General features: G+C 40.5%; 12 protein-coding genes. 3 read left to right on the top strand and 9 right to left on the bottom strand.

The window, feature by feature from the left end; translation table 11 throughout:
* Positions 1-98 precede the first annotated feature (98 nt).
* The 9 genes from FTT76_RS10515 to tviB all read right to left on the bottom strand — a co-directional run bounded on the left by FTT76_RS10515 (position 99) and on the right by tviB (position 8,806).
* Positions 99-638, bottom strand: a complete 540-nt coding sequence (locus FTT76_RS10515) for a serine O-acetyltransferase (RefSeq protein WP_180003610.1) — start codon at positions 636-638, stop codon at positions 99-101.
* Between the two features lie 32 nt (positions 639-670).
* Positions 671-1,810, bottom strand: coding sequence for a glycosyltransferase family 4 protein (locus FTT76_RS10510; protein ID WP_180190490.1), 1,140 nt, complete (start codon positions 1,808-1,810; stop codon positions 671-673).
* Complete coding sequence (locus tag FTT76_RS10505; RefSeq protein ID WP_180190489.1) at positions 1,807-2,901, bottom strand: glycosyltransferase; 1,095 nt, start codon at positions 2,899-2,901, stop codon at positions 1,807-1,809. Before FTT76_RS10505 ends, FTT76_RS10510 begins: the two co-directional genes overlap by 4 nt.
* Positions 2,898-4,016 carry a glycosyltransferase gene (locus FTT76_RS10500; protein ID WP_180190488.1) on the bottom strand — a complete coding sequence of 373 codons (1,119 nt, stop codon included), beginning with the start codon at positions 4,014-4,016 and terminating at the stop codon, positions 2,898-2,900. The genes FTT76_RS10505 and FTT76_RS10500 overlap by 4 nt, the downstream gene beginning before the upstream one ends.
* Before the next feature lie 31 nt (positions 4,017-4,047).
* The gene (locus FTT76_RS10495) at positions 4,048-4,596 is read right to left on the bottom strand and encodes an acyltransferase (protein ID WP_180190487.1); all 549 of its coding nucleotides are present in this window, start codon (positions 4,594-4,596) and stop codon (positions 4,048-4,050) included.
* A gap of 119 nt (positions 4,597-4,715) precedes the next feature.
* Positions 4,716-5,309, bottom strand: a complete 594-nt coding sequence (locus tag FTT76_RS10490) for a DapH/DapD/GlmU-related protein (protein ID WP_180190486.1) — start codon at positions 5,307-5,309, stop codon at positions 4,716-4,718.
* The gene (locus tag FTT76_RS10485) at positions 5,309-6,481 is read right to left on the bottom strand and encodes an oligosaccharide flippase family protein (protein WP_180190485.1); all 1,173 of its coding nucleotides are present in this window, start codon (positions 6,479-6,481) and stop codon (positions 5,309-5,311) included. Before FTT76_RS10485 ends, FTT76_RS10490 begins: the two co-directional genes overlap by 1 nt.
* Positions 6,482-6,491: 10 nt before the next feature.
* Complete coding sequence (locus FTT76_RS10480) at positions 6,492-7,514, bottom strand: NAD-dependent epimerase/dehydratase family protein (RefSeq protein WP_180190484.1); 1,023 nt, start codon at positions 7,512-7,514, stop codon at positions 6,492-6,494.
* 14 nt (positions 7,515-7,528) lie between these two features.
* Entirely contained in the window at positions 7,529-8,806 is a 1,278-nt protein-coding gene (gene tviB / locus FTT76_RS10475; protein WP_180190483.1) for a Vi polysaccharide biosynthesis UDP-N-acetylglucosamine C-6 dehydrogenase TviB, read from the bottom strand.
* Between the two features lie 399 nt (positions 8,807-9,205).
* Here tviB and FTT76_RS10470 point away from each other — a divergent pair, with 399 nt between their 5' ends.
* The 3 genes from FTT76_RS10470 to FTT76_RS10460 are packed head-to-tail and all read left to right on the top strand — an operon-like array spanning position 9,206 to position 12,919.
* Entirely contained in the window at positions 9,206-10,282 is a 1,077-nt protein-coding gene (locus FTT76_RS10470) for a polysaccharide biosynthesis/export family protein (protein WP_218955898.1), read from the top strand.
* A complete protein-coding gene (locus FTT76_RS10465; RefSeq protein ID WP_180190482.1) occupies positions 10,282-10,710 on the top strand; it encodes a low molecular weight protein-tyrosine-phosphatase in 429 nt (142 codons plus the stop codon). The genes FTT76_RS10470 and FTT76_RS10465 overlap by 1 nt, the downstream gene beginning before the upstream one ends.
* Positions 10,711-10,726: 16 nt before the next feature.
* Positions 10,727-12,919 (top strand): polysaccharide biosynthesis tyrosine autokinase, encoded by a 2,193-nt coding sequence (locus FTT76_RS10460; RefSeq protein ID WP_180190481.1) that lies wholly within the window; start codon positions 10,727-10,729, stop codon positions 12,917-12,919.
* Positions 12,920-13,056: the final 137 nt, after the last annotated feature.

Below are 13,056 nucleotides of genomic sequence, written 5' to 3'. Positions count from 1 at the left end.
ATTATACCCTGTTCGAGACCATCAGATTTGTAAAATATTTCAACCGTCAAAGGGACTCAAGTAGTGCCCATTCCAAAAGATCCCGAAAATATAGTCGTTTAGAGATCGGTCCAACGACGATTGACTGCATGACCCGGGTTATTCATGCTGATCACCTTCGCGTAGTTTCCTACCGCAGTTGCATTTTCAGGAATGTCTTTCGTCACAACGCTGCCCGCACCGATAGTGGCATTATTGCCAATTTTTACATGCTCAATAATGCAGACATTTGGCCCAATATAAACATTGTCACCAATTTCTGCTGCTTGACGGCCGCCATTGGCACCAATCGTTGTAAATTGCGATAAATTTACATTATTGCCAAGCACAGTCGTAGGGTTAACAACCAGCGGCCCGCCATGACCAATAAACAGACCATATCCAATTTGAGTTGTGGTATGAATATCAATGCCGTACTGCTTTTTTTTATAATAATAAATGGGATAAGCCAACTTTGCCCAAAATGATTTTGCACTGGCCAAACGCAGCCAAAATGAAAAATTAAAACCACGATTGAAAAAATAAGTTTTCAAAAATGATTTAAAACCAAGATTGCCCGTATAACGGTATAAATCACTTTTTATATATTTTAAAGTCATCTGGATCGCCTCTTAAATTGGGTGAATCGCCTTTAATGGATACCCATTTCAGCCAGCATATGCTTATTCACTTGATGCACATCATATTTATTCAGCGCAATTTCTCGCGAACGCTGTCCCATATACTCAATCAGTTTTGGATCTTCAATAAAGTATTGCATGCATTGCACCAAATCATCTACAGACTTCACTCCGACCAAATAACCATTCACACCGTGCGATACCGTTTCACGACAACCTGGTGCATCGGTGGTAATAATAGCCCGTCCCATAGCCATCGCCTCTAATACCGTACGTGGCGTGCCTTCACGGTAGGAGGGCAACACGTAGACCGAGCTTTCCGCAATTGCAGGACGGACATCACTGAGTTTGCCCCAATATTTGAGGCGATCATCGGCAATCCATTCATCGAGTTCGGCTTTAGAAATAGCTGATGGATTATCATCAATCCAACCGACCAAATGAAATTCCGATTCAGGATATTGTGCTTTGATGATGCGCGCCGATTCAGCATATTCGCGCACACCTTTATCACCCAAAAGCCGTGCAATGAGTAAAAATGAGGCTTTAACTGTCCCCACATCATTTTGCGGTAAGGGCAAGACATCAAAGTCTTGCACATTCACCCCTGAACCATTCACCACCACCGTCGGCTTTACGACATCAAGCAAATGCATGTCTTGGAACAGCTTAAGGTCGTCAGGATTTTGAAAAAAGACTTTGTCGCTACGTTTGAGCGCTTGCGCATATAAGCCATGCACCAGTTTTTGAAATAGACTGCGCTTACCCGCTTCTACATTTTGAAAGGCATAACCCAGACCAGTAATTAAAGCAAAACGATGCGGCACTTTCACCAGCCATGACGCGAGCGTGCCATAAATCACAGGCTTAATCGTATAGGACAATACGTAGTCAGGCTGAATTTGACGGATCTTCTGATAGAGATGTTTTAACAGTTTTAAATCCGACAGCGGATTGGTGCCTGTGCGCTGCATGGGAATTTCATGCAGATGATAGCCAAGGGCTTGCAGTTTTTGCTGTTCTTCAGGGAATGATGCGAATTCAGGCGCCATAATATGAATTTCGTAGCCTTGTGCATGAATAGCTTCCAACAGTTTCCCGCGGAAATTTAAAACAGAAGGCAAAAAACTGCTGATCATCAGAAATTTCAACGGCTTTGCTCCCAAACTTGCATATATTGCTGACTCACTTTCTCAATACTGAAATGTGCTTCTACGCGCTCACGCACGGCTTGTTTCAACTGCAATTTTTCATCATTGCTTTGCTGCACATAATTTAAAATTGCTTGCACCAATACAGCCGAATTGCGCGGCGGTACAATTTCGCCAAGCTCTTGCACAATATATTGCGCATCACCAACATCGGTGCTGATACAAGGCAAACCTGATGCCATGGCTTCGACCAACACATTCGGAAAACCTTCGGTAATTGAAGTCATGAGGAATGCATCAATCGATTGATAAAAAGCAGGCATATCTGAGATTTGATCAAGCAAATGCACTTTTTGACTATCCAATTGATATTGATCGAATAAAGCCTTTACTTCAGGATTCTCTAAACTCGCTCCGCTACCTGCGACTTTAAAGATGATGTTTTTATCTTTCAGTAAACCCATGGTTTCAAACAAATACGGATAACCTTTGGCCGTGTGATAACGCCCTGCAAAACCAATCACGATTGGTTCATGCAATTGGGGATTAGGCTGAAATTTATCGAGAAACACGCCATTGGCAATCACTTGGCTATTGCCATTTTTAAAGCCGAAGGCCTGATGCTGCTGCATAGACGAATGCGCACAATAAATAATAGCACTAGGTTGCTGTGACAGTATTTTGCTTATGCCCAAGGCAATCTTGGTGCTGATTGATTCATCTTTAGGAGAAGCAAGAGAATGATGAATACCCCATACGACCTTTGGTTTTTTCGCTAAACCAATAACACTCAGACTGGTCAATGCATTGGCATGGTACATCCAGCATTGCACCCTTGCGGGCTGTAGCTTTTTGAGTAATGCGCGCAGCTGACTCACCGTACTCAGCGTATTTAAACCGTTCCAACCGAGCGCATAATGCGACTGACAACGCTCTAAAGTACTTTGGTACACCTCGGAAGTTTTCATCAGTGCAATGATCACGTGCTGATAGTCATGTTCAGTTTGCTGAATTAAGCGTGCCAACATCATTTCGGCACCACCCACGCCTGCAAAGTTGGTGATCACATGTACCATCAAAGGTTTGCTCATGCCGCCGACTCCATCATTCGCAAATACTGCTTGAGCACGGTTTGCTTATGAAACTGCTGAATATGTGATTCAAAATCAGCATCTTGATATTGCACATAATCTGCAAATATCGCTTGCTGCATCGCTTGGGTTAAACCTGCCTGATCATTACATTCAACCAATAAACCAAACTTAGAGTTTTCTAGAATTTCCATTGGTCCACTTGGACAGTTGGTACTCACCACTTTCACTTTAGAGGCTAAGGCTTGAATAAGTACACCCGGCAAGCCTTCCCAATTCGAGCTTAAAACAAATAGCGATGCATATTTAAAATAAGCGTATGGATTGGCATCAAAGCCCGGTAAATCCACCACGTCTTTCAAACCCAAGTCAGCAACTAGAGCTTCAAATTCAGCGCGCAATTCCCCTTCCCCCAAAATGATCAGACGTGTTTCAGAATGCTGATCATGTAAGGCTTTAAAGGAACGAATTAGAAAACCAAAGTTTTTTGCTTCAGTCAGGCGACCTACCGCCAAAATTACTTTATTTTGATCATCAAAAAATCGGTGTGTTACAGGCGCTTTAAGCTTTTCAAAATAGGCATCATCCAGCACAGGGTTATAAATGGTGCTGAGGTTATTTTTTTTATAGCCATAATATTCACGAAAGTCCGTTTCTACACCTTTGGAGACACAGACTACTTGCTGGGCCATGGGATAGGTCCAATTCACCAAAGTTTTCAGCACAAATTTGGTAATGCCCTGCAATTTCAAATTCTTAGATGGCGTCGATACTTCACGGAAAATTAATGCGGTTTGAACGCCTGCCAGCTTTTTGGCAATGCCCGCCACAATATTGGTATGGGTTTGCGTTGCCACCAAACAATCATAGTGCTCAGCTTTCAGCTTCATCTTTAACGGTGTAATGCTATTCATCACCCGACCGCAATTAAAATTGACCAATTGAATTTTCCGGCTGACTTCAGGCAACAGCTTAGCTTTATCACCTGTGACATCACACACGCCCAAATGAATATTCAGACCTTGTTCAGCAAAGCTGTTCGCCAGTTGAATGACTGTACGTTCTGCACCGCCACCGCCCAAGCTCGGCAAAAAGAACATAACTTTATTCAACATAATCAGACCTAAATTTTAAAATGGGAGAATATTAATGCAGTGTTTTTGAGGCTTGAATCGCCATGGCACGTTCCACCCGCTCACGATAATCCGTGATGCCCGCCAGCTCACTGTCGCTGGCACAGGTACTTTGAATTTTGGCTTGATAGTCTGCAAAACTGGATACCACTTTGGCAGGTACGCCAATCGCCACGCTATGATCAGGAATGTCTTTGGTCACCACCGAGCCAGCACCAATTACCACATTGGAGCCAATGCTCACACCGGGCATAACGATTGTATTGACCCCAATAAATACATGCGAACCGACTTGAATTGGTGCAAAGCGTTGGTAGCGTTTACCTTGCGCATCTTTCACCAAACACGTACTGCCATCATGAGTAATAAATTTCACCCCTGAAGTTACAGTCACATGATCACCAATGCTGACCAAAAATGGTTCTGAGCCCCAGCTTTTAATATAAATTCGGCAATTTTCACCGACTTTTACGCCTTTTTTACGTGCATAAGCCACACTGCCCTTTGCCATAAAATAAGCCAAATCAAACAGCTGTCGAAAAGCAGAAACCATAAATGACATACACAGTACCTGAATGAAGCGAGGCAACTTAAAAGGAGGAAAATAAGTCAGCTATTTTACGCTGAAAATCCACTTTACGATATGGAAACCGCAGTCACGATGCAGGATGAAAAATAAGATCAGATCGATTTGATTTTTTTGGCAGGACTGCCGACATACACCCCTGACACATCCAAAGGCTTCGACACAAGACTACACGCACCAATCACGGAATCATTTGGAATCGTTACGCCATCAAGTATTGTGACACGGGCACCGAGCCAAATATTTTCACCCAAGCTGACCCCTTGTTTAGTGATGGCATCTTTCACCAACACATCAGGTTCACCAAACTTATGATTGCTCGCAATGATGATACTTTGCGTGCCGATACGGGTATTATCGCCAATGCTCACACCGCCACAACCATTGATAAATGACTTAGAATTGATACTCACGTCTTTGCCAATAGACACCTTGCCACCAAAGCATTTGATATAACAGCTTTCACCAATAAAACTGTGATCTGCGATTTCTAAAATTGCGCCTTGCTCGACAATTAAACTGACATGATCGCCAATATAAACATTCTGACCGATTTTGACCTGACCGCTGATATCGACCGTACAGGCTTTGCCGAAATAACGAAATTTCGTGCCAAAAGCCACATTATAAAATTGCTGACGGCATTGTGCAGTGAACCAATTCATCAGTTTTAACAGTTTAAAAAACATCAGCTTTTGTTTCTCCACACCACATATAAAATGGCAAAGTTATAGATGATGAGTGCCACCGGCACCGCCAAGAGCATATAAATTTTATCGGCACATAAAACATATAAGCCTGCAAATAAAGCGAACTTAATGATGAGCTCTACGATTTGCAGTTTAAATAATACTTGGCTATTTCGCTTAGCAATTAAATAGGCTGAACTTGGCGGATTACAGAAAACCGCCCAATAGCCCAAAGCTAAAATTTGGAAATAGCTCGAAATACCCACCCATTCACTGCCAAAAACCCATAAATATAAAGATTCAGGCAATACAAAGACCAAAGCAAATAATGGCAGTGAAACCAGACTGAGTAGTACACTCGCCTTTAAAGCACTTTGATTGGAATCCGTGGTTTTAAATTTGCGAATAAAGAACTGACGCAAAGTTTGCGAAATCAAATTAATCGGAACACGCAAAGTCCTTTCGACAATGGCATAGAAGCCCATCGCCTGCACACCGACAAAATGCGACACCACATAGTATGGCAAGTTATGTGAAAAACTATTCAGCAAGGCATGCGGGGTATTGGCATAAATAAAATCTTTGTAATGTTTAAATGCATGCCAACTGACTTGATAGAGCTGATACTTCAATAGGTAGAGCAACATCGCCACGATCATCAGGATCGAGCTGACATTGTAGCTATTCACCAAACTGATCTGCATGAACAGTGGCAAACTCAATTGCACTGCAACCACAATCGCACTTCTAAAAATATTTAAGCTCGCACAAAAATATTCCTTATGCGCAGCAAATTGATAGTTATAAACGCTCTGAATCAGCGTATTGGCAAGTACACCTGTAGCGACCGCACCTGCCATTTCAACATTTAAAATCAAGCTGATGACGATGCCACTCATCACAGCGATTACTGTTGAGAATACAGCCCCTTCAAAAATCAGGCTTTTTTTATCTTGTTCCTCAGCGACCAACAGCGCTTGATCCAAACGCAAATTGGCTACTGTTGAAAGTACACTGACAATCGCCAAAGCAATGCCATACGCGCCAAAATCAGCAACAGAATATAGGCGTGTTAAAACAGGAAGTGCGATAAATGTCATTATCGCACCTGCCAGTAAACTGAGTGTAATCAATCCAATGGACTGATACTTTGCGAAGAGTTTCGCAATCATCGGTTCAAGATCATTTTAAATTGTTGACGTACCAATGCATGGCCAATTGAATGCCTTCGGCAATTTTAAACTGCGGTGCATAACCCAAGCCTTGCTCAATTTTGGCAATACTGGCTTGCGAATGACGTACATCACCTGCACGGAATTCACGGTATACAGGATCGCGCTCAAAGTTCACCGCATTTTCAGCAAGTGCCACCTGAATGGCGCGATATAGCTCATTGAGCGTAGTACGGTCACCTACAGCCACGTTATACACTTGGTTTTTCGCTTCATCAGATGCTGTTGCCGCCAAAATATTGGCTTGAACCGTGTTATCGATGAAACAGAAATCACGGCTGGTTTCACCATCACCATTAATGTACACATCTTCGCCAGCAATCATCGATGAAGTCCATTTTGGAATCACAGCCGCATAAGCGCCTTTCGGATCTTGGCGCTGACCAAAGACATTAAAGTAACGCAAGCCAATCGTTTTAAAGCCATACGTTTTTGCAAATACGTCTGCGTATAATTCATTGACGTACTTCGTCACTGCATATGGAGATAATGGCTTACCGATGTTTTCTTCTACTTTTGGCAATGCAGGGTGATCACCATAAGTCGAACTGCTGGCTGCATATGTAAAGCTGGCAACACCTTCATCACGCGCAGCAGTGAGCATATTTAAGAAACCGCTAATATTGGTGTCATTGGTGGTGATCGGATCGGCAATCGAACGCGGTACAGAACCTAAAGCGGCTTCATGCAGGACATAATCCACGCCTGCACAGGCTTTTTGGCAGTCGGAAAATTGGCGGATATCACCTTCAATGAAACTGAATTTCGCCCATTGTTCAGCCGTCACTAAGCTTTGTATTTCATCAAGATTGTACTGATGACCTGTGGCAAAGTTATCTAAACCCACTACGGTTTGGTTGAGCTTGAGTAAGGTTTCTAAAAGGTTTGAGCCAATAAAGCCCGCAACACCTGTTACCAGCCATGTTTTAGGCGCTGTTTTAAGGTTTTCACATACCTGTTGATATTGATTCATGATGGTATGCCCTCTTATAAACGAAGATCAGATTCAGCTTGAGATAAGACGTATTTCAAGTCATACAGCACATGATCAGCTTTACCCAAAGCACGGATCGCCTCTACACCCATGTCTTTAAACTGGTGATGCGCAACCGCTAAAATTACTGCATCATATTTGCCATTTTCAAGCGCCTGCACAGGGCTAATACCGTACTCATGTTCCGCCTCAGCTCCATCCACCCAAGGGTCATAAACATCTGCATCAATATGATATTCTTGCAGTTCTTTCACAATATCAATGATGCGGGTATTGCGGATATCCGGGCAGTTTTCTTTAAAGCTTAAGCCTAAAATGAGGACTTTGGCATCTTCCACTTGAATGCGTTTTTTCAGCATAGCTTTCACCAACTGAGTGACCACATAAGCGCCCATACCATCATTTAAACGGCGACCCGCTAAAATAATTTCAGGGTTGTAGCCAATCGCTTGGGCTTTATGAGTCAAGTAGTACGGGTCAACGCCGATACAGTGACCACCAACCAAACCTGGGCGGAATGGTAAGAAATTCCATTTAGTACCTGCCGCTTGTAATACCGCTTCGGTATCAATGCCCATTTTATTGAAAATTAAAGCCAATTCATTAATTAAAGCAATATTCACATCACGCTGGGTGTTTTCAATTACCTTCGCTGCTTCTGCAACCTTAATGCTGGCTGCTTTATGCGTGCCTGCTTCAATAATCAAGTTATAGATTTGATCCACATAATCAGCGACTTCAGGTGTTGAACCCGAGGTGATTTTTAAAATATTCGTCACACGGTGCAGTTTATCGCCTGGGTTAATACGCTCAGGGCTATAACCTGCATAAAAATCTTGATTGAATGTTAAACCTGAGTTCTTCTCTAAAACAGGAATACAGACTTCTTCTGTTGCACCCGGATAAACGGTCGATTCATAAACAACCACATCACCTTTTTTCAACACTTTTGCAATGCTTTCTGAGGCTTTCACTAATGGCGTTAGATCTGGCTGCTTATATTCATCAATCGGGGTTGGCACTGTAACAATAAAGAAATTACAGTCTTTTAAATCTTCTAAATTTGCGCTGTAACTTAATTGAGCTGATTGTGCTAATTCTTCAGGAGAAACTTCTAGGGTATGATCACGTCCGCTACGTAATTCATCAATACGCTTCTGATGAATATCAAAGCCCACCACGGGAACTTTTTTTCCAAACTCAACAGCTAGCGGTAAACCGACATAACCTAATCCGATTATGGCAATTTTTAATTCGGAGAGTTGTAACATACTGAAGCCTATGTCATCGATGAATCATCAATCATCGTTATGTTGTAAATAGCGTTAAATTATATCAGAAAATCAAATTTCGATTGTGTAATGATGTTCTATGAGGCCTGTAATTTTAATCAAAAATATTTATAGGATTAAACAATTCACCCTATAAAACCAACTTTGTATATTTAAAAAAATTCAAATAACAATAAGATCTTTAAAAAGATATTCATCCATGCAAGTCTTGATTAAACTTACGATTTAAAACAAATGTAAAGCTATATTCTACAAGGTGAATAGTATAAACTTAACATTCTAAAATGAGTAATTTGGGTACTTAAACCCGTATTTCAATGATTCAAATATTTTATAAATAGGATTTGTATTCGAGTGAGTTACTATCGTTATAGCTGTATGTTAGCTTTGAGTCTAAGTATGACGGGTTGTGCCATTACTTCAGGCTTACAAACCTATGACCTTCCTAAAGAAGGCACATTTCAGACTGATTTAGGCTCGACAGTCAATGTTATTAAACTAACTCAAGAAAATTTAGTTGCTGTTCAACCCGCCCAAGTAAATCAGCAAAATTTTGCCCATCTATTCAATCAACAACAAAAAAGTTATCGCCTAAACTCAGGTGATATTTTATCTATTTATTTATGGGCATACCCTGAAATTACACCACCCACAAATACAATTAACAATCAAGATGCCATTATTTCTAATGGCTATCAAATTGATCAAAGTGGCTATATCCAATTTCCAATTATTGGCCGATATAAAGCTGCAGGAAAATCGCTGACACAAGTCAATCAGGAATTACGCAGCCAACTTGCTCGTTACTTAAAAACCCCAGATGTGATTGTTCGCGTACTTTCCTACCAAGGACAACGTTTTTCTGTCCAAGGTAATGTAATGAAAGGTGGTCAGTTTAATCTAACCGACCAACCAACAAGTATTTATACTGCGTTAGGTATGGCGGGCGGAGTAAATAGTCAATTTGGCGATAATACGTCTATTACCTTGGTACGCCAAGGACAAACTTACAACTTAAATAGCATTCAGTTAGAAAAGGCTGGCTATTCACTACATAATCTACTCATACAGCCTAACGATACAATTTATGTCAATTCACGCGAAAATCAGAAAATTTATGTAATGGGTGAATCTGGTAAAAATCAATCCCTACCAATGCGTGATCAAGGAATGAGTTTAAGTGACGTCTTGGGCGAAAGTCTTGGGGTAAACTCGCTTTCTGCAAGTCGAGGTAAAATCTACGTAGTACGTAGTGATATGAATAGCCCAATGACCGAAATTTATCATTTGGATTTAACCAGTATTGGTGACTTTGGACTCGCAAACCAGTTCAAAATGCGTAGCAACGATATTGTATATGTTGATGCATCTGGTTTAGCTCGCTGGCAGCGTGTAATCAATCAAGTGATTCCTTTCTCAAATATCATCTATAACTTGGACAGATTGGGCCAATAATGTTATTTAAAAATATTTTGGTGGTCTGTGTAGGTAATATTTGCCGAAGTCCTATGGCGGAGTATCTCCTAAAAAAAGATCATCCCGACCTGAATATTTATTCAGCTGGAATCTCAGGTATGATTGGACATGCAGCAGATGAAAAAGCTCAATACTGTATGCAAAAAATTGGCATCGATATGAGTGGACATATTGCCCAAAAATTAAATGCTGAACTGATCAAAAAATCAGATTTAATTTTGGTCATGAGTTCAAATCAACAAAAGCATATTGAACAGACATGGCCATTTGCAAAGGGAAAGACTTTTCGTTTAGGTCATTGGCAAGGTAAAAATGTTCCCGATCCATACCAGCATGATCAGGCCTTTTTTGACCAAACTTCACAATTGATCCAGTCTTGCGTTGCGGATTGGACTAAACATATTTAACTTTTGATGTACGATTATGAGCCAAAATACCAATACAGAAGATACAATTGATTTAAAAGAATTATTTTTCTCTCTGATTGCACAGTGGAAGTTAATTGCTCTATGTGTGATTTTAAGTCTCGTTTGTGCCCTGCTTTATTTAAGAACCACGCCTGATACCTACGCAGTAAATGCACTGGTACAGGTTGAGGAAAGTAAAGGAACTTCAGCAGCACTCTTGGGTGATCTATCAGGCATGATTGATCAAAAGCAACCAGCTCAAGCAGAAATTGAAATTTTAAAATCACGCTTAGTTCTAGGTACTGTGATTCAAAATTTGCATCTTGATCTTAAAGTTTCGGGTACAGAGAATTCATTTATTGATCGCCTATTTTCTCCACATGACTATGTGACTGAATATAAAAATAAATCAGTAACTTTTAAAGACAATGAAAAAAGTTTTGATATTCGACAGTTTAATATTCCAGCAGTATATCGAGATAAAAATATTGATCTCAGCTTTAAAGATAATCAGTTTACATTAACTGATCTTAAAACTGAGCAAATCATTTTAACGGGTAAATTAAACCAAGATAATTCATTACGCACCGCTGACGGACAGTGGGATATTTCGATTTTTACCCGCGACAAGTTAAAAGATCACTACTTGATTCAAAAGCAGTCATTGCCTGCCGCAGTAGAGAATATTTTGGCAAACTATTCTGTAGCTGAAAAAGGGAAAATGACCGGTGTCCTTGGATTAAATTATCAGGGTCAAGATAAAGAACATATTACCCAAGTACTCAATTCAATTTTAGCAGCCTATAGCCAGCAAAATATTGAACGCCGTTCAGCTGAAAGCGCACAGACCTTAAAGTTTTTGGATGAGCAACTACCTGAACTAAAACAACAACTGGATGTTGCGGAACGCGAATTTAACAAATTCCGTCAAGAGTTTAATACGGTAGATGTCACTAAAGAGTCTGAGTTGTATTTAACTCAAAGTATTACACTCGAAACCCAAAAAGCACAGCTTGAACAAAAAGTAGCTGAGGCGTCTGCAAAATACACCAGCGAACACCCAGTGATGCAGCAAATGAATGCACAATTGGGGGCAATTAATAGCAAAATTGCTGAACTCAATGCCACATTAAAAAAACTTCCAGATTTACAACGCCGCTATTTACAGCTATACCGTGAAGTTGAAGTAAAACAGCAACTCTATACCGCTCTACTCAACTCTTACCAACAACTCCGTATTGCAAAAGCAGGGGAAATTGGTAATGTCCGCATCGTTGATACTGCAGTAGAGCCAATTAAACCTATTAAACCTAAAAAGTTAATTGTCCTTATACTCTCGCTATTTGTCGGTGGCTTTATTGGTGTCTTAATTGCCTTACTCCGTAATATGCTCCGTTCAGGGATTAAAGATTCTACTGAAATTGAAAATAATCTGGATCTTCCGGTTTATGCCACTGTGCCACGTTCGCCTGTTCAAGAAAGCCGTATTAAACTCTTGAAGAAGAAGAAAACAATTCCCGTACTTGCAGTTAAAAATAGCGATGATATTGCAATTGAAAGCCTGCGCAGTATGCGTACTGCTATTCACTTTGCACTGACATCTGCAAAAAATAACCTGATTATGATTTCAGGGCCTGCGCCTGAAGTCGGTAAATCATTTATTTCTACCAACTTAGCTACGATTCTTGCGCAAAGTGATAAACGCGTTTTAATTATTGATGCCGATTTACGTCGTGGTTATTTAAACAAATACTTCAATCATGATAACCAACCAGGCCTTTCTGAGTATTTAAATGGTCAGCGTGATCTAGACAGCATCATTAAAACCACTGAAATTCCAAATTTAAGTGTGATTACTCGCGGTAAGAGCCCTTCTAACCCATCTGAGCTTTTAAGTTCTGGTAAATTCAAAGAATTCTTAGATTTGATTTCACCGATGTTTGATCATGTGATCATTGATACCCCTCCTGTACTTGCGGTGACAGACGGTATCATTATTTCGCAATATGCTGGTGTGAATTTGGTGATTGCTCGTTATGCGAAAACTCAGTTGAAAGAATTAGAGTTAACCGTGAACCGCTTTGAACAAGTGGGTGTGAAGGTCAATGGTATTATTCTAAACGACATTCAACGTAGCTCAGCTGGTTATGGTTATGGTTATGGCTATAACTATTCTTATGGTTATAAAGCTTCAAAAGACCAAGACTAATTCAAGCCTATTCAAAAAAGCCACCGAATACGGTGGCTTTTTTTATTTTCGAAATTTATGTTGCATGCATCATTCTGTATAAAAAATGTTTTATATATTCATACCGTTATAGTATAAAAATAAGAACATGACTATGA

The organism is Acinetobacter sp. YH01009 (assembly GCF_013420765.1).
Lineage (GTDB): Bacteria > Pseudomonadota > Gammaproteobacteria > Pseudomonadales > Moraxellaceae > Acinetobacter > Acinetobacter amyesii.
Note: the sequence above shows the minus strand (reverse complement) of the source record. Positions and strands in the feature narration are given on the sequence as shown.

What these genes read in the sequence shown, in the direction of transcription:
- FTT76_RS10515 (WP_180003610.1), bottom strand. Translation starts at nt 638, where the DNA reads ATGACTTTAAAATATATAAAAAGTGATTTATACCGTTATACGGGCAAT.
- FTT76_RS10505 (WP_180190489.1), bottom strand. Translation starts at nt 2,901, where the DNA reads ATGAGCAAACCTTTGATGGTACATGTGATCACCAACTTTGCAGGCGTG.
- FTT76_RS10500 (WP_180190488.1), bottom strand. Translation starts at nt 4,016, where the DNA reads ATGTTGAATAAAGTTATGTTCTTTTTGCCGAGCTTGGGCGGTGGCGGT.
- FTT76_RS10495 (WP_180190487.1), bottom strand. Translation starts at nt 4,596, where the DNA reads ATGTCATTTATGGTTTCTGCTTTTCGACAGCTGTTTGATTTGGCTTAT.
- FTT76_RS10490 (WP_180190486.1), bottom strand. Translation starts at nt 5,309, where the DNA reads ATGTTTTTTAAACTGTTAAAACTGATGAATTGGTTCACTGCACAATGC.
- FTT76_RS10485 (WP_180190485.1), bottom strand. Translation starts at nt 6,481, where the DNA reads ATGATTGCGAAACTCTTCGCAAAGTATCAGTCCATTGGATTGATTACA.
- FTT76_RS10480 (WP_180190484.1), bottom strand. Translation starts at nt 7,514, where the DNA reads ATGAATCAATATCAACAGGTATGTGAAAACCTTAAAACAGCGCCTAAA.
- tviB (WP_180190483.1), bottom strand. Translation starts at nt 8,806, where the DNA reads ATGTTACAACTCTCCGAATTAAAAATTGCCATAATCGGATTAGGTTAT.
- FTT76_RS10470 (WP_218955898.1), top strand. Translation starts at nt 9,206, where the DNA reads ATGTTAGCTTTGAGTCTAAGTATGACGGGTTGTGCCATTACTTCAGGC.
- FTT76_RS10465 (WP_180190482.1), top strand. Translation starts at nt 10,282, where the DNA reads ATGTTATTTAAAAATATTTTGGTGGTCTGTGTAGGTAATATTTGCCGA.
- FTT76_RS10460 (WP_180190481.1), top strand. Translation starts at nt 10,727, where the DNA reads ATGAGCCAAAATACCAATACAGAAGATACAATTGATTTAAAAGAATTA.